This window comes from Deferribacterota bacterium, assembly GCA_034189185.1.
GTDB lineage: Bacteria > Chrysiogenota > Deferribacteres > Deferribacterales > UBA228 > UBA228.
In genome coordinates, this window is record JAXHVM010000027.1 from 1 (window position 1) to 16,615 (window position 16,615).

The window sequence follows — 16,615 nt, forward strand, 5'->3', positions numbered from 1 at the left end:
ATTTATCTGATAGTGGAAAACATTTTTTATTAAGATTAGCTAGAGAAACAATTGGCTATTATTTAGAGAATAAAGAAATATTGAGAATAGATAAAGATAAAATTCCCCTTGAATTAAATTTTAAAAGTGGTTGTTTTGTGACATTAAAAAAAGAAGGTGATTTAAGAGGTTGTATTGGTACATTTAATTTTAATGAATATATCTATAATAATGTAGTGTTAATGTCAATTGAAGCTTCCTTTAGAGATCCAAGGTTCCCACCATTGAGAAAAGATGAGTTAAATAGTATTGATATAGAGATCTCTGTATTAACCCCAATGGTAAAACTAAGTGATTTTAATGAAATTGAGATTGGTAGAGATGGTTTATATGTTGTAATGGGCTATAATTCAGGAGTATTGCTGCCACAGGTTGCAGTGGAAAATAATTGGGATAGAGAAACATTTTTATCTTATACCTGTTTGAAAGCTGGACTTCCTGCAGATGCGTGGAAGAAATATGGTTTAAATGACCCAAAATTTGCTATTTACAAATTTAGTGCCATTGTGTTTGGGGAATAAGAATATAAAGCTAAATAATTTTTGTAGTTTCATATATAATTACTATGGATAATGCCAAAAAAATTACTTATTTTGCCAGAATAAGAGAAATTCTTTTTTTGTTTATTAAATTCGGTTTTATAAATTATCTAGAAGACATAAAATTATCAAAAGTAATAAGGTATATTGCAAAAATTTTTACTTTAGGAAGATTGGGTTATCTGAAAGGAATACCTACAGAGGTTAGATTAAGGCAGTTAATAGAAGCATTAGGAACTACCTTTATTAAGGTTGGTCAATTTCTACAAATCAGATCAGAGCTTTTGCCAGAAAATTATATTAAGGAGCTGAGGAAACTAAATGATAGTGTTGCCTCTCAGGAGTTTGAGCAAATTAAGGAAGTGATAGAAGGGGATTTTAAAAAAAATATAGATGAGATTTTTGATTATATTGAAGAAAAACCTGTGGCATCAGCATCTATAGCACAAGTTCATAGAGCAAGACTTAAAAATGGTGATATTGTTGCACTGAAGGTAAAGAGAAAAGGTATAACAAATAGGATAAAGATTGATTTAAAAATAATTAAGTGGTTGGCCAGGCGAATGCAAAAGTATCTTCCTGAGGCAAGAAGGTTTAATTTTCTAGAATTAGCTGATGAATTTGCTAGTCAGCTACTTAAAGAATTAGATTTTGTACTAGAGGCTAACTATATTGAAGATTTTAGGAATTTTTTTAAAAATGAAGAAAACTTGAAGATACCAAAAGTATACTTTGATTATACAAGTAATAATATAATTACAATGGAGTTCTTAGAAGGGATACCTATTGACAATGTATCAGATCTCAAAAATAAAGGTATTAATACTGGTTTTATTGCTAAATATGGTGTTAATATATATTTAAAACAAGTTTTTGAACATAATATATTCCATGCTGATCCACATCCTGGTAATTTCTTAATAAGTGGTGACGGAAAACTTATTTTACTTGATTTTGGTATAATCGGTAAGGTCGACAAGCAATTACTTGTGCATTTAGGCAATCTGTTTATAGCTATAATTAAATTTGACGTTGATGGGCTTACTAATGAATTACGAAAATATGGACTTTTAAAAGAAGATACCAATATAAGAAGTTTTAGAAATGATTTATTTGATATTTTGTTAACTGTATATGACAAAGAAATAAAGAGAATAGATATGAATAAGCTATATTATAATTTTATGGAATTATCTAGAAGGTATAATATAAAGCTATCTAGGGATTATATATTGATTATAAAGACATTTTCTTTTTTAGAGTATTATGGCAGGAAATTATCTCCAGATTTTAATGCTATAGCTGAACTAAGACCCTATGCTAATAGAATTATAAAAGAAAAGTATAGGCTGGAATATCTATTCTCAAAGAGTGGAGATGTAGTTTTTGATTATATTAAATTAGTTGATAGGTTACCAAGCGATTATTCAATGTTGGTTGAGAAATTTGCAAAAGATAGAATAACGATAAATTTTGTACATAAAGGTTTAGATGGTTTTGCCACAGATATTAGTAAAGCGAGCAACAAACTATCATTTAGTGTTATTATTGGGGCAACTATTTTGGCCTCCTCTATTTTTGTTTATACTGGTGTTGGGCCTAAATTGTTTAATATTCCAATTTTTGGATTAATTGGGTTTCTCATTGCTGGTGTTCTTGGTTTGGGTCTAGCTGTTGGAATATTGCGGTCAGGAAAACTCTAGATGGAGTTATTAGATGGATTAATTTTGGGTATTATTCAAGGTTTTACAGAATTTTTGCCAATTAGTAGTTCTGCTCATTTAGTAATTACGGAAAAACTGTTAAATATAGATTATGAGGGGATCATTTTAGAGGTATTGTTGCATGTGGCAACATTATTGTCTGTTTTAATATACTTTAGAAAGAGATTGTTTAATATATTTAAAGGTTTGTTGGTTGTATTTAATGATAAATATAGAGTTTATTATTATGAAAATAAAAGATTTATTTATAGCATCATTATTGGTACTATACCAACAGCTTTTATAGGTTTTTATCTCAATCAATATATTAATATGCTTTTTAATAACATAGAGTTAGTTGGATATTGCTTGATAATTACATCTATTTTTTTAATAATTTCAGATTTTTTTAAGACTAATGGAGAGTTGACTTTAGTAAAATCTTTTATAATAGGTATTGCTCAGGGTTTTGCAGTATTTCCTGGTATATCTAGAAGTGGCATTACCATATCAAGTGGTTTAATGATGAATATTAGAAGGGAAACTGTAGCAGAGTTTTCTTTTTTATTGTCAATACCTTCAATTATAGGGGCATTAATTTTAAAGATAGATGAAATCCAAGGTTTGCAATTAATTGAATACAAGATATATCTATTTGCTTTTATAAGTTCTTTTTTATCAGGTTTATTTGCTATCTACATTGTCTTAAAGGTTGTGAAACTTGCAAAATTTAGAATTTTTGCTTTATATTGTTTACTATTAGGTATATATAGTATACTATGGCTTTAGATAAAAATTATAACTTATTGCTAAACTTTGTTATTTTTTTATTTATTTTTATAGGGTTTTTTCTTCTCTTATCACTTCTTTCATATTCAAGTAGTGATCCCTCCTTTAGCCATATAGTCTTCACTAATTTTGATCAAAAGGTTGAAAATATATGTGGTAAATTTGGTGCATATATTTCAGATATATTATTATGGTTTTTAGGATGGACTAGTATTTTTATACCCTTTGTTTGTTTTTTTATGATTTTTTCAATAATTTTTTATAGGAAAGGAGTTATTGATCTCTTTAAGTTAATATTTTCTGTAAGCGCCTTATTATTATTGCTAATTGAATTATCTGCGTTAAGTGCTATGTTGTACCCAGAGTTAAATGTATTTGATAAATCTATAGGTGGCATATTTGGGTTAATTGCAAGGGATGTTTTAGCAAACTTATTTGGTAATGTTGGGGGGCTGATACTAATATTTTTTTTATTGTTGTTGACTTTTTTTGTCTTTATGGTTTCCACGCCTTACTTACAAGATATTCTATCGGTGAAATATTTGCCTTTTTTAAAAATTAAAAAAAAAAATAAATTAGATTACGCAAATAGAATTGCTAATAAGAGAAATGAGATAAAAGAGGTTAAAAATAAGAAGATAAATAAAGAAATAAATACTGTTAAAAAGGAGCTTAATATTAGAAACAGCTCAGTTTCTAATGTTTATAATGTGCCAGCTCAACTATTAGATGAAAGTACAAACACCCACTATAAGATAAAAGATAGTGAGTTAAAGGAGAAAGGTGTTAAGCTAGAACAAACCCTTAGAGATTTTGGTGTTCTTGGAAAGGTTAGAAGATTTAATCCAGGTCCAGTTGTTACGCTATATGAGTTTGAACCTGCAGCGGGGGTAAAAATAAATAAAATAACAAACCTAGAAAATGATATTGCCCTTGTTATGAGTGCTCTTAGTGTTAGAATTATTGCTCCTATTCCAGGTAAATCTGTTATAGGTATTGAATTACCAAATAAAATTATGGAAACTGTGGCTTTTAGCGAGCTTATTAAGACAGAAAAGTTTATAAATAGTAATTCTCCACTAACTATAGCGTTAGGTAAAAGTGTTTCAGGAGAGCCTTTTATAGCTGATTTAAGGAATATGCCACACCTATTAATAGCAGGCACAACGGGTAGCGGCAAATCAGTGTGTATAAATTCAATTATAACATCAATTTTATTTAAATCTGACCCTTCATTAGTGAAATTTATAATGGTAGATCCTAAAATGGTTGAATTAATGGTATATGATGGAATACCACATTTGGCTGCCCCAGTAGTAACAGATGCTAAAACTGCACCTAATGTTTTGAAGAATGTAGTAATAGAGATGGAAAGGCGCTATAGAATTTTAGCGGAAAAACAAAGTAGAAATATTGAGTCTTACAATGCAGAGAGTAGTGATAAAATGAGTTATTTAGTAGTGATAGTTGATGAATTTGCTGATTTAATGCTAACAGCAGGTAAAGAGGTTGAACAGGCTGTAATAAGAATATCACAAATGGCAAGAGCTGTTGGCATACATCTAGTGTTGGCAACTCAAAGACCATCAGTTAATGTTATAACTGGTATAATAAAAGCCAATATGCCAGCAAGACTTTCATTTAGAGTTTCTTCAAAAGTAGATTCAAGGACTATACTTGATCAAAATGGTGCTGAAACGTTATTAGGTAAAGGTGATAGTTTGTTTTTGCCCCCTGGCACAAGTAATCCAATTAGAATACACGGTTGTTTTTTATCTGAGAGGGAAGTGAAGAATATTGTCAAATACTTAAAAACACTTGGTGAGCCAAACTATAATATGGATTTATTAGAAACGTCAGAAAAAATTGATGAATCCGAAGAAGAAGAGTTAGATGAAAAATATTATGAAGCATTAGAGTTTGTGAAACAAAAAGGCGAGGTATCAATATCATTAATACAGAGGCATTTTAGGATAGGTTATAATAGGGCAGCTAGGATTGTTGAACTTATGGAGAAAAAAGGTATAATAACTCCTAGTGATGGTACTTCTAAACCAAGGAAAGTATTAATTTAGAGAGGAAGATAATGAATAGGTTAACCACTGAATGTGTAGGTCTAAATTTAAGTAACCCCATAATTTTAGGGAGTAGCCCGTTAACATCTGATATAGGTGGTATTAAATTGGCTAGCAAAGCTGGTTTTTCAGCAATCGTATTAAAATCGCTGTTTGAGGAAGAACTAAAATCTAGCATGGAAAATAGTTCTAAATTTATACATCCAGAAGGATTTGATTATGCATTATCAGATGTTGATCTTAAGTATGGTTCAAAAGAATATTTAGATCTCATAAGAGAAGCCAAAACTGTGACGGATATACCAATTATTGCCAGTGTTAATTGTGTAGGCTCTAAATGGTGGGTAGATTATGCAAGCTCTATTGAAGAATATGGTGCTGATGGCTTGGAGTTGAATATATCATATTTATCTTTTAATGTAGATGATAACCCTAGAAAGAATGAACAAAAGTATATAGATGTAGTATCTGCAGTGAGCAAGGCTGTTGATATACCTATAATTGTAAAAATTAGTCCCCATTTTACGTCAATACCTAATATAGTAAAGAGATTAAAAGAAGCAGGTGCTGACGGGGCTGTGTTATTTAATAGATATTATAAATGGCAGATTAACTTAGAGAATATGCAATTAGAGCCATATTTTAAAGGAACATGCGAAGAGTATGCATATGATACCTTAAGATGGGTTGGTATAATTAATAGTCAGATAGATATTGACGTTATAGCATCCTCAGGCATTAAGAATGAAAAAATGATTTTACAGCAAATATTAGCTGGTTCCTCGGCTGTAGAGATTGTTTCTATTATTTATGAAAAAGGATTTTCCTTTGTAAATGAGCTTTTAGATAAACTTTCGTTTTTAATGGAATCATTAAAGATTGAGAGTATAAAGGATATAAAGGGTAAAGCTATAATGGATAAAAAGAATATAGAGGCCTTTGAAAGATTACAGTACTATAAAGTTGCCCTGGGTAAATATGTGTCTAAATAATATTGTTAAAGTTTAATGTTCTCCCTGCCATTAAGTATTAATGGTTTTTTAAATTATCTATTTATTACTGCAAGGGTCAGTGGTATTCTTTTTACTGCGCCTGTTTATGGTAGTTTTTCTGTTGATCCAAGGTTAAGGCTCTTTTTTTCATTTATATTAGGCTATATTTTATATAGCCTAATACCTGATGTTACCTTAGAATATATTGATACTCTACTACTATTTATAATTATTATAAAAGAATTATTAATTGGCATAGCTTTGGGTTTATTAGGCCAATTTATTTTTGCAGGTATTATGTTTGGTGGTCATGTCATAGGTTTTCAAATGGGTTTTGTAGTTGTTGATGTAATTGATCCACAAAGTAATGTTCAAGCCTCAGTAGTAGCTCAGTTTCAAAACATACTTATGATTTTAATATTTATTAGCATAGGTGGACATTTAATGATTATAAAGGCTATTGCTGATTCTTTTGATATTGTAGGGCTGGGTTCTTTTATGTTTTCAAGAGAGAGCTTTTTATACATAGTTAAATACTTTTCTTATATATTTGTTATAGCAATAAAACTTGTAGCACCTGTATTTGTTACTATGATTATTGTTCATGTGATTATGGGTATAATTGGAAGGCTTGTGCCTCAAATAAATTTATTAATAGTTGGTTTCCCTCTTCAGATTGCTGTTGGTTTGATTATGTTGGGCTTTAGCCTAAAGCTTTTTTATATAGCCTTTGAGCCAGTAATACAAGATTACTTTAAAAATATATATAATGTATTAAAGCTGATAGGTGGATAATGCCTGAAAGAAGGGATGAAGAAGAAAGGACTGAGCAGGCTACTCCAAAGAAAAGAAGGGAAGCTTTAGAAAAGGGGAATGTTGCAAAAAGTAGGGAGCTACCCTCAGCTTTATTATTACTTATTACAACATTATTTTTCTATTTCTATATAACAAATATTTTAGAGGTTATGAAGGATTTTTTCTTTGAAACTTGGCAGACCTATAGGTTTAATATCGATACTGATTCTATATACTATATATTTAATTATTTTTTATTAAAAGCTCTAATTGTTTTTCTGCCCTTTATTTTTATTATTATATTAACTGCTTTTCTCTCCAATGTGGTTCAATTTGGATTCATATTTAGCGCAAAAGCATTAGAACCAAAATGGGAGCGATTAAACCCTATAAATGGGTTTAAAAATCTTTTCTCTAAAAGGAGTCTTGTTGAACTTGGAAAATCATTGTTTAAAATATTTGTTGTTGGAGCTGTGGCATATTATATTTTGAAAGGAAAGATTGATGATATTGCTTCACTTACTAATGCTGATATAAATTTTACGCTTTTGTATTTGGGTAAATTGATCTTTAAAATCTTTTTGTATATAGCATTAGTTATATTGGTTTTGGCAGCTATGGATTTTGCTTATCAAAAATGGCAACATGAAAGGGATTTGATGATGTCTAAAAGGGAGGTTAAAGAGGAATTAAGGCAAATGGAAGGTGATCCGCTGATTAGGCAAAGAATAAGAAGTTTACAAAGAGAGATGGCAAGAAGACGTATGATGGAAGAAGTGCCAAAAGCTGATGTAGTTATTACAAATCCCACTCACTATGCAATTGCCTTGAAGTATGATTCTAGAGGGGATAATGCTCCTAAGATTGTTGCTAAGGGGCAGAATCTTATTGCCCTTAGAATTAAAGAAATTGCTAAAAATAATAATGTACCAGTTTATGAGGATCCAAATCTTGCGAGATTATTGTTTGACTCAGTTGATATTGGTAGTGAAATTCCTGAAAATTTATATAAAGCTGTTGCTGAGGTGTTAGCATTTGTTTATAATTTAAACAGGAGAATGGTATAGAAAATGGCGGATGCAGGAACTAGCGCAATAAGAAGATTAGTGAATTTTGACGTATTAATGCCTGTAGGGGTGTTAGCTATAGTTGTTATTATGGTATTACCCTTACCAGCTTTATTGTTAGACATACTATTAACTATTAGCTTGAGTATTGCCATAATAGTTTTATTAGTTTCAATATATATTTTAGAACCACTTCAGTTTTCTACATTTCCTTCAGTATTACTTATTGTGACTCTCTTTAGGCTAGCATTGAATGTTGCAACAACAAGGCGAATACTACTCTTTGGATCAGAAGGTGCTTCTGCTGCTGGTGAGGTTATTAGAGCTTTTGGCCAATTTGTGGTTGGCGGCAATTATGTAGTTGGTTTTATTATATTTACAATATTAGTTATTATTAATTTTGTTGTTATAACAAGGGGTGCAACGAGAATTGCAGAGGTTGCAGCAAGATTTACATTGGATGCTATGCCAGGCAAGCAGATGAGTATTGATGCTGATCTAAATGCTGGTCTTATTGATGAGCTTGAGGCTAAAGAAAGAAGAGAGAAGATCCAAAAACAAGCAGATTTTTATGGCGCAATGGATGGTGCCTCAAAGTTTGTTAGGGGCGATGCGATTGCTTCCTTATTGATTACTGCAATTAATATTATAGGAGGTTTAATTATAGGGGTGGTACAATATAGCATGACAATAGGTGAAGCAGCCCAGGTTTTTACAATCCTAACAATAGGCGATGGATTGATTTCACAGATCCCTGCATTAATTGTATCTACTGCAGCAGGTATTGTTATTACAAGAGCAGCTGAAATATCTGAACTTAGTAGTCAGTTAGTTAGCCAATTGTTCCAGAATACAAAAGTTCTCTATATATCAAGTTTTATACTGTTATTTTTAGCTTTGGTTCCAGGCCTTCCTACGTTAGCTTTTACTGCTATAGCCACTTTTCTATTTATAATTGCTTATATATCAAGTAGGGCGGAAAAGGTTCACGAAGAAGTTGAAAAGAGAGAAGAAGAGAAAGAAGAAAAAGAAGAAGACATTATGGATTATTTGGAAGTAGATCAAATGGAAATAGAGATTGGTTTCGAGCTAATACCTCTAGTTGATGCATCAAGGGGTGGGACATTACTTGAGAGAATAAAATCTTTAAGAAAACAGATTGCCTCTGAATTGGGTTTTATTGTTCCACCAATTAGGATAAGAGATAATTTACAACTTGAGCAAAATGAATATGTTATTCTTATAAAAGGAGCGAAAGTTGTAAGTGGACATGTTTACGTTAATAAATTTTTAGTGATGAATCCAGAAGGTGATTTAGACAAGATTGAGGGTATTAAAACAAAAGAACCAGCTTACGGTTTAGATGCAAAATGGATTAATAAGAGTGATAGAGAGAAAGCAGAGATGGAAGGCTATACTATAATAGACCCTGAAACAGTTATTATTACGCATTTATCAGAGATAATTAGAAATAATGCTCATGAGCTATTGGGTAGACAAGAAACCCAAGAATTGTTAGATAAGGTTAGAGAGAAGGCTCCAAAATTAGTGGATGACCTTATCCCTAACATACTAGATCTTGGAACAGTGAATTTAATATTGAAACAATTATTAAAAGAAAGAGTCTCTATAAGAAACTTAAAGACTATATTAGAAGTATTGGCAACTTATGGGAGTAAAACAAAGAAGATAGATGATTTAATTGAAAAGGTTAGAATGGCATTAAAGAGACAGATTACTGAGTCACTACTTAGTAGAGATAACAAGTTATACATATTTACCCTTGCATCTAAGGTCGAGCAATTTATAGCTGATAACATACAAGAAACTGATGAAGGAAGAGAGGTTGTAGTAGATCCGGCAAATGCTCAAAAAATACTTAAGGCTATAATGGGCAAAGTAGGAGAGATAATATCACAGGGATTAACACCTATATTAGTTGTTTCACCTCTAATAAGGATGCCAATAAGGAGATTTATAGAGCGATTTATACCAAATTTAAATATAATTTCTCACAATGAAATAAGTGAGGATGCTATCATTGAGTCTCTTGGAACATTGGAGATTGATATATGAAAATAAAAAGATATGAAGTTTACAATATGAAAGAGGCAATCTCAATAATTAAAAAAGATTTAGGGCCAGAGGCTGTGATATTAACAACAAGGAAGATTGTAAAGAATAATATGTTTGGTCTTTTTTCGAGGCCTTTATTGGAAGTCACAGCTGCTGTTGATTATTCTAGAGAAACATCAAAAAACAAAGATTTAAATAAAGATAATTATAAAAGTAATTATAAAAAAGAAGATAAATTATATAAAGATAATCAGGTAGATATAGATAAATTTACAGAAGTTTTGAAAACATTGGGATTAACAAAATTTGAAAACTTGATTAATGATATACAGAGTATAAAGTACCAATTGGCTGAGATGAAAAATTTTATGTCTAAACAATCAGTTGTGGATTTAAATCCTCATATTGAGGAATTTTATAGGTTATTAATTAGAAATGGCCTAGATGAGGTTATTGCATATAAATTGTTAAAGAAGCTTGAAAATAGAGTAGAAAACGATATAGGCAGATTAAAGCTAAAGAATATAATAATGCATCTTTTAGCTGAGATTACACCAATTAGTAAGGATAGTTTTGAAGATATAAGAGGAGGAGCATTAATTATTGGAGGCCCAACAGGTGTTGGCAAAACCACCACTGTAGCAAAATTAGCAGCAATACTAGCTGCAAAAAAACAAAAAAAAGTTGGTGTCATTTCCCTAGATACATTTAGAATAGGGGCTATAGAGCAATTAAAAATATATGCTGAGATTATAGAGGTACCCTTTTTTGTGGTTAACACTCCAGAACAATTGAGGGATATCTTGAATAAATGTAATGATTATGATTATTTATTAATTGATTCGATAGGGAGAAGTCAATATGAAAACTCTCAAATTAGAGAACTTAGGAGGTATATGGATGTCGCCCCAAATATTAAAATAGCCCTAGTTTTATCAATGAGTGGCAACCATGAAGAATTGTATGATACCTTTGACAGATATAATAATTTAAAGCCAGATTATCTTATTTTTACAAAGCTAGATGAAACTAAGTATTTTGGGCCATTAGTAAACATGCCTATTATAAAAAAGGCACCTTTATTGTTTTTAACTGATGGTCAGAATGTTCCTGAGGATTTAGAAATACCCAATGGCAAGAAAATTGCTAAATATATATTAAATGATATACCAAAAGTGTGGGATTTATAATGAATGACCAGGCAAAACCACTAAGAAAATTGATGTGGGAACAAAAAAGGAAATCAATCTATATATCAGTTTCAAGTGGCAAGGGTGGTGTTGGTAAGTCTAATTTTGTGGTAAATTTAGCTTATATTCTGTCACAAATGAGGAAAAAAGTTCTTGTCTTTGATGCTGATATCAGTTTAGCCAATGTAGATGTTTTATTAAATCTAAATGTTAAAAATAATATTAGGGATTATCTCTTTGGAAAAGTAGATTTTACTGAGATTATAGCAAAAAATATTTTTGGATTTGATGTTATTCCAGCGTCAAGTGGATTTTCTGATTTAAGCGAATTATCAAATGAGCAAATAGACAAAATAATTGATATATTCATAGATTTAGATAAAACTTACGATTATATAATCTTTGATACAGGAGCTGGAATTACTGACATTGTCATTAAGTTTGCATCTCTAGCAGATTATTTTGTTGTTGTTACCCAGCCAGAACCGGCGGCAATAACTGATGCCTATGCATTAATCAAGGTGGTAAATCATGAAGAGAATGTAGATAGTGCTTATTTAGTTTTAAATAGGGTCAAAAGCGCTGGTAGAGATGTTAAGGTTTATGAAAACTTGAAGAGGATAATTAATAAGTTTTTAAATGTGAATCTAGAATATTTGGGAACAATTAGAGAAGATAAAGATATTGACAAGGCTATTATTGGACAAAAGCTAATATGTGAATCAATGCCTAAAACTAAATATTCAAGGGATTTGTTATCTATAGCTAATAAGATTGCCGGTGAGAGAAAAGTTAGTAAAAGATTTAATTTTTACAATTTCTTTAAAGGTAAAAGGGTGAATGGATAATAAATTTTATGATTATTTAGCACTTTTAATTGCTGTTTTAGTTTTTATGGCATCATATTTTTTTAAAATCATTACAGCTAGGTTGGAGATATCTTTTATAATAAGGGATTTTATTGTATTTATTATAGTATATGTTATATGTAGGTTACTGTTAAAATATTTAACTATTATAATTAAATATTATAAAGAGATGTTTTAGATAAATGAACATGACAAATATTACAGAGGAAAAGAATAAAATAGCCTTTAGGTTTTTACCAAAGATAAAGTATATTGTCCTTAGATTCAAGAATATACTGCCCGATCATGTTGATATAGACGAACTTTATTCTGCAGCATATCTGGGTTTAGTTGAAGCACTGAATAATTATAGTGAGTCGAGGGCTATTAGTTTTGATAATTATGCAGAAAAGAGAATAAGAGGTGCAATACTTGATGCACTACGTAGATTAGATCATTTGCCAAGGAATGTTAGGACAAATTTGAAAAGATTAGAACAAGAGATTGAAGAATTAAGTAAAAAGCTGGGCAGGAAACCTAGATATGATGAAATAATAGATTATGTTAGTGTTGATAAAAAATTTATTAATAAATATGTCTATCTTTTAGAGAATAATAATGTTAGCAGTTTAGACGTTACACTATCTGAAGATAGCGGAACAAATTTGGTTGATTTAGTTAAAAGTTATTTTGAATCTCCTGACACAGTTGTAGAGAAAAAAGAGTTTACAACACTATTGGGAGAAAAGATTGATGAATTACCAAAAAAAGAGAGATTAGTTATAACATTGTACTATTATGAGGAATTGACTATGAAAGAGATTGGGTATGTATTAGGAATAACTGAGTCAAGGGTTTCTCAACTACACTCTTTGGCTATTAAGAAGATTAAAAGAGGTCTTAAAAATGCCATTTGATAAAATAAATGTCTTAATTGTTGATGATTCAGCATTTATGAGGAAGGCTATTGAAAATATGATTGCAAAAGATCCTATGATTAATGTTGTCGGTCATGCAAGAAATGGCAAAGAAGCAATTGAAAAAATAGCTGAATTAGATCCAGATGTTGTAACATTGGATATAGAAATGCCCGTAATGGATGGCATGGAGGCCTTAAAAATAATTATGAGAGATTATCCAAGGCCAGTAATTGTGGTAAGTCATTTAACCACTGAGGGAGCTAAGATTACCCTTGATGCTTTGGAGTTAGGTGCAGTAGATTTTATTACAAAGGATAAAACTTACGCAAGTTTTGGGATATTAAAAATAGAAGAAGATTTAGTTGCTAAAATTAAATATTTTGGCAGAAGACGTCATAAAGCTAAATTGAGCAGAAAACCAGCTCCAGCAGAAAATGAGGAAGTAAAAACAATTAAGAAGGAAACTACTATCGTAGCTGAAGAAGAGAAAAAAGTATCTGCAGTGGCTATTGAGATAGTTGGTATTGGTACTTCAACGGGTGGACCGCAGGCTTTACAAAGAGTTATATCAAAGCTTCCTAATGATATTGGGGTGCCTATACTTGTAGTCCAACATATGCCTCCAAAATTTACTAAATCTCTTGCAGATAGACTAAATATGTTGAGCAAATTGTCTGTTGTTGAAGCTCAAGGAAAAGAAAAGCTAGAAGAGAATGTAGTTTATATTGCTAAAGGTGGCTACCATATGAAAGTTAGGAAAGTTGGCCCCCATTATTATACAGAATTAACTAATGAGCCTAGAGATTTGTTATATATTCCAAGCGTTGATGTACTCTTTACATCGATTGCAAATAATTATGAAGGTAACTCACTAGGAGTAATTATGACCGGTATGGGGAAAGATGGTTTGTTGGGAGCTAAACTATTAAAACAGAAAGGTGGGGCTATGATAGCTCAAGATGAAGATAGCTGTGTTATCTATGGGATGCCTAAGGCAGTTGTAGAGAGTAAATTAGCAGATAGGGTTGTTTCTCTAGATAAAATTGCAGAAGAGATTGTAAAATATTGTGCTTTTAATTGAAGAATAAAATGCAGTGTATATAATATAGTAAAAAGGTAATCTTTATGGCTGAAATATTATCACAAGAAGAGATTGACGAATTATTGTCGGCAGTTGCTGAAGAGGGTGTAGAGGAGAAAAAATATGAGGAATTGGATTTTGTCCCAAAGAAGGTATCAGCCTATGATTTTAGAAGGCCTGACAGAGTATCAAAGGAACAACTCCGATCTATAAGGAGTTTACATGATAAGTTTGCAAGAAATTTCAGCTCAAGTTTGTCATCTTTCTTAAGAACAATAATAGATATAAATTTAATAAGTATTGACCAAATGACCTATGGGGAGTTTCTGTTGTCGCTACCAGATCCAACTAGTTTTAATATATTAAGTATGGTGCCATTAGAGGGAAATATTGTTTTAGAAATAAATCCATCCCTCGTATATCCAATAATAGATAAATTGTTAGGTGGGTCAGGCGAGCCTCTTTATAAAATTAGAGAATTAACGGGACTGGAGCAGGATATTATTAATAATTTAATATCAATAATTATGAAAGATTTGCAAGATGTATGGAAACAGATAGTTCCTAATATTAAATTTAGGAAGGAAGTTAGTGAGAATAGCCCTCAAATAGTTCAGATTGTTGCACAAAACGAGGTTGTAGTTTTGGTTGTATTTGATGTGAAACTTGGTGAAGCTTCAGGTATGATTAATATTTGTTATCCTACCATTACAATTGAACCATTATTGCCAAAACTTAGCTCACAAGATTGGCTGATTGGAGCAAAAAGATTTAAACAGGGTGTATTTGGTGATAAAGTATTAAAATTATTAGAGGATGCCAAGGTATCTTTAAAAGTTAATATGGGTAAGACAATTTTACCAATAAAGGATGTGATGGGACTAACTAAAGATGATGTTATAGTTTTTGATAAGAAGGTTGATGAACCCTTTGAATTATATGTAGAAAATGTATATAAATATACTTGTGAGTTAGGTAAATCAGGAACGAAAAAGGCGGTAAAGATTAAAGATATATTACCATCTAAATATGATATAAAAATTGGCAGAGAAAAAGAAAATGAATAATTTTATTGAAGATTTAGCTGAATTGTTAAAGGAACAAATAGAAGAGGCATTAGAAGCAATAGCTAATAGAGAGATTGAAGTAAACATTACTAGTAGCGGAGTTTTTAAAATTGATATGTTTTCTGAAAAATTTATGGATGAAGCAATAGCTGAGGTTTATGATAACATACATAAGCTAGAGGGGGGATTCTTTTTTATAAGGGAGGATTTAATTGGTCTATCAAATATAATGTTAACAGGTGAGTATAAGAAGGAACAACTCTTTTCTGATGAAAAGATAGATGCTGCATTAGAATTATTGAGGCAGATTACTAGCAGTATTAATGTCCCTTTCTATGAGAAATTTGGCGAAAAGATCGATTTAAAAGCTAATTCAATACTTAATGTAGATGAGAGGCTAGTAAATACCTTTAAAAATGAATATATTGCAATATCTTTCAGTTGTAATATAGATTCAGAGAATATAGGTTTTGTATTTTTTATTAATAGCAAATTGGAAGATCATGTTGGAACTAATGATGCCTATAAAGAAGAAGGTGGTACAGGGGCTCGTAATATTGATATGCTTCTTGATATAGAGGTGCCTGTTGCTGTTAAAATAGGTACAACTAAGGTATACCTAAAGGATCTGCTTAATTTTACAAGTGGAAATGTAATCGAGCTAAAAGAATCTGTTAATGAGCCAGTTGAATTGGTTGTAAATAATAAGACTATAGCCTATGGCGAAGTTGTTGTTGCCGATGGTTATTTCGGATTAAAGATTAAAGAGATATTAAAGAAAGATGAAAGAATAAAACATTTGGCAGATAAGGAGGTATAAATGGAATATGACCACAACATATTGGTTGTTGATGATTCACTAACAATGCGAAGAATAATTAAAAACACATTGCAAAAGCTAGGTTTTAAAAATTTTTTAGAAGGTAGTAACGGTGTAGAGGCTTTGGATGTGATGGGTAAAAGCGATGAGCAAATAGATTTAATTATTCTCGATTGGAATATGCCTGAGATGGATGGGTTGGAGTATTTAAAAGCAATTCGATCATCTGATGAATATAAGAATATTCCTGTTTTGATGGTTACTACAGAGGCAGCAAAGGAGGATATATTAACGGCTTTAAAGCATGGTGTGAATAATTATATTGTTAAGCCCTTTACACCTGATACCTTAAAAACTAAGGTTTTTAAATTATTAGGTTTAAAAGATGAATGAAAATGATATAGATAGATTGTTAGATATTGCCAAACAGATAAATGAAGAGGGATATGATAGGTCCTATTTTGATAAGATAAAGTCTCTTAAAGAAGTAACTGAAGTGGTAGGACAAGAGATTTTAAAGTTTAATATTTTTGATATATTATTAGAAGATGCAAGAAAGCTTAATAAGAGCACTGTTAATAAAATATTTACACATGTAGATAAATTAAATAAAA

General features: G+C 30.8%; 17 protein-coding genes. All 17 read left to right on the forward strand.

What is annotated here, in order from left to right:
- Window positions 1-560 (forward strand): AmmeMemoRadiSam system protein A (amrA, locus tag SVN78_03340; GenBank protein MDY6820640.1); only part of this gene is annotated, 560 nt, incomplete at its 5' end.
- Between the two features lie 44 nt (window positions 561-604).
- Window positions 605-2,281 (forward strand): AarF/ABC1/UbiB kinase family protein, encoded by a 1,677-nt coding sequence (locus SVN78_03345; protein ID MDY6820641.1) that lies wholly within the window; start codon window positions 605-607, stop codon window positions 2,279-2,281.
- Complete coding sequence (locus tag SVN78_03350; protein ID MDY6820642.1) at window positions 2,282-3,070, forward strand: undecaprenyl-diphosphate phosphatase; 789 nt, start codon at window positions 2,282-2,284, stop codon at window positions 3,068-3,070. It begins immediately after the preceding gene.
- A complete protein-coding gene (locus SVN78_03355; GenBank protein ID MDY6820643.1) occupies window positions 3,061-5,145 on the forward strand; it encodes a DNA translocase FtsK 4TM domain-containing protein in 2,085 nt (694 codons plus the stop codon). Before SVN78_03350 ends, SVN78_03355 begins: the two co-directional genes overlap by 10 nt.
- 11 nt (window positions 5,146-5,156) lie before the next feature.
- The gene (locus SVN78_03360; protein MDY6820644.1) at window positions 5,157-6,137 is read left to right on the forward strand and encodes a dihydroorotate dehydrogenase-like protein; all 981 of its coding nucleotides are present in this window, start codon (window positions 5,157-5,159) and stop codon (window positions 6,135-6,137) included.
- Between the two features lie 15 nt (window positions 6,138-6,152).
- Complete coding sequence (gene fliR / locus SVN78_03365; protein ID MDY6820645.1) at window positions 6,153-6,932, forward strand: flagellar biosynthetic protein FliR; 780 nt, start codon at window positions 6,153-6,155, stop codon at window positions 6,930-6,932.
- A complete protein-coding gene (flhB, locus tag SVN78_03370; protein ID MDY6820646.1) occupies window positions 6,932-7,999 on the forward strand; it encodes a flagellar biosynthesis protein FlhB in 1,068 nt (355 codons plus the stop codon). Before fliR ends, flhB begins: the two co-directional genes overlap by 1 nt.
- Window positions 8,000-8,002: 3 nt before the next feature.
- Window positions 8,003-10,075 carry a flagellar biosynthesis protein FlhA gene (gene flhA / locus SVN78_03375; GenBank protein MDY6820647.1) on the forward strand — a complete coding sequence of 691 codons (2,073 nt, stop codon included), beginning with the start codon at window positions 8,003-8,005 and terminating at the stop codon, window positions 10,073-10,075.
- Complete coding sequence (gene flhF / locus SVN78_03380) at window positions 10,072-11,265, forward strand: flagellar biosynthesis protein FlhF (GenBank protein ID MDY6820648.1); 1,194 nt, start codon at window positions 10,072-10,074, stop codon at window positions 11,263-11,265. Before flhA ends, flhF begins: the two co-directional genes overlap by 4 nt.
- Window positions 11,265-12,113: a MinD/ParA family protein gene (locus SVN78_03385; protein ID MDY6820649.1), complete on the forward strand. Its 849-nt coding sequence runs from the start codon at window positions 11,265-11,267 to the stop codon at window positions 12,111-12,113. Before flhF ends, SVN78_03385 begins: the two co-directional genes overlap by 1 nt.
- Window positions 12,106-12,312 (forward strand): hypothetical protein, encoded by a 207-nt coding sequence (locus tag SVN78_03390; protein MDY6820650.1) that lies wholly within the window; start codon window positions 12,106-12,108, stop codon window positions 12,310-12,312. The genes SVN78_03385 and SVN78_03390 overlap by 8 nt, the downstream gene beginning before the upstream one ends.
- Window positions 12,313-12,316: 4 nt before the next feature.
- On the forward strand, window positions 12,317-13,030 hold the full coding sequence (locus tag SVN78_03395; GenBank protein ID MDY6820651.1) for a FliA/WhiG family RNA polymerase sigma factor: 714 nt from the start codon (window positions 12,317-12,319) through the stop codon (window positions 13,028-13,030).
- Entirely contained in the window at window positions 13,020-14,114 is a 1,095-nt protein-coding gene (locus SVN78_03400; protein ID MDY6820652.1) for a chemotaxis response regulator protein-glutamate methylesterase, read from the forward strand. The genes SVN78_03395 and SVN78_03400 overlap by 11 nt, the downstream gene beginning before the upstream one ends.
- A 44-nt stretch (window positions 14,115-14,158) precedes the next feature.
- Window positions 14,159-15,181 (forward strand): flagellar motor switch protein FliM, encoded by a 1,023-nt coding sequence (gene fliM, locus SVN78_03405; protein ID MDY6820653.1) that lies wholly within the window; start codon window positions 14,159-14,161, stop codon window positions 15,179-15,181.
- Complete coding sequence (locus SVN78_03410; protein MDY6820654.1) at window positions 15,174-16,001, forward strand: FliM/FliN family flagellar motor switch protein; 828 nt, start codon at window positions 15,174-15,176, stop codon at window positions 15,999-16,001. The genes fliM and SVN78_03410 overlap by 8 nt, the downstream gene beginning before the upstream one ends.
- Window positions 16,002-16,394 carry a response regulator gene (locus tag SVN78_03415; GenBank protein MDY6820655.1) on the forward strand — a complete coding sequence of 131 codons (393 nt, stop codon included), beginning with the start codon at window positions 16,002-16,004 and terminating at the stop codon, window positions 16,392-16,394.
- A partial coding sequence (locus SVN78_03420; GenBank protein MDY6820656.1) for a hypothetical protein occupies window positions 16,387-16,615 on the forward strand: 229 nt, incomplete at its 3' end. The genes SVN78_03415 and SVN78_03420, both read left to right, overlap by 8 nt.

Bases quoted from the DNA above. Each gene is read 5' to 3' on its own strand.
- fliR (MDY6820645.1), top strand. From the start codon at position 6,153: ATGTTCTCCCTGCCATTAAGTATTAATGGTTTTTTAAATTATCTATTT.
- SVN78_03410 (MDY6820654.1), top strand. From the start codon at position 15,174: ATGAATAATTTTATTGAAGATTTAGCTGAATTGTTAAAGGAACAAATA.
- SVN78_03350 (MDY6820642.1), top strand. From the start codon at position 2,282: ATGGAGTTATTAGATGGATTAATTTTGGGTATTATTCAAGGTTTTACA.
- SVN78_03345 (MDY6820641.1), top strand. From the start codon at position 605: ATGGATAATGCCAAAAAAATTACTTATTTTGCCAGAATAAGAGAAATT.
- flhF (MDY6820648.1), top strand. From the start codon at position 10,072: ATGAAAATAAAAAGATATGAAGTTTACAATATGAAAGAGGCAATCTCA.
- fliM (MDY6820653.1), top strand. From the start codon at position 14,159: ATGGCTGAAATATTATCACAAGAAGAGATTGACGAATTATTGTCGGCA.
- SVN78_03400 (MDY6820652.1), top strand. From the start codon at position 13,020: ATGCCATTTGATAAAATAAATGTCTTAATTGTTGATGATTCAGCATTT.
- SVN78_03390 (MDY6820650.1), top strand. From the start codon at position 12,106: ATGGATAATAAATTTTATGATTATTTAGCACTTTTAATTGCTGTTTTA.
- SVN78_03385 (MDY6820649.1), top strand. From the start codon at position 11,265: ATGAATGACCAGGCAAAACCACTAAGAAAATTGATGTGGGAACAAAAA.
- SVN78_03395 (MDY6820651.1), top strand. From the start codon at position 12,317: ATGAACATGACAAATATTACAGAGGAAAAGAATAAAATAGCCTTTAGG.
- SVN78_03415 (MDY6820655.1), top strand. From the start codon at position 16,002: ATGGAATATGACCACAACATATTGGTTGTTGATGATTCACTAACAATG.
- SVN78_03355 (MDY6820643.1), top strand. From the start codon at position 3,061: ATGGCTTTAGATAAAAATTATAACTTATTGCTAAACTTTGTTATTTTT.
- flhA (MDY6820647.1), top strand. From the start codon at position 8,003: ATGGCGGATGCAGGAACTAGCGCAATAAGAAGATTAGTGAATTTTGAC.
- SVN78_03360 (MDY6820644.1), top strand. From the start codon at position 5,157: ATGAATAGGTTAACCACTGAATGTGTAGGTCTAAATTTAAGTAACCCC.
- flhB (MDY6820646.1), top strand. From the start codon at position 6,932: ATGCCTGAAAGAAGGGATGAAGAAGAAAGGACTGAGCAGGCTACTCCA.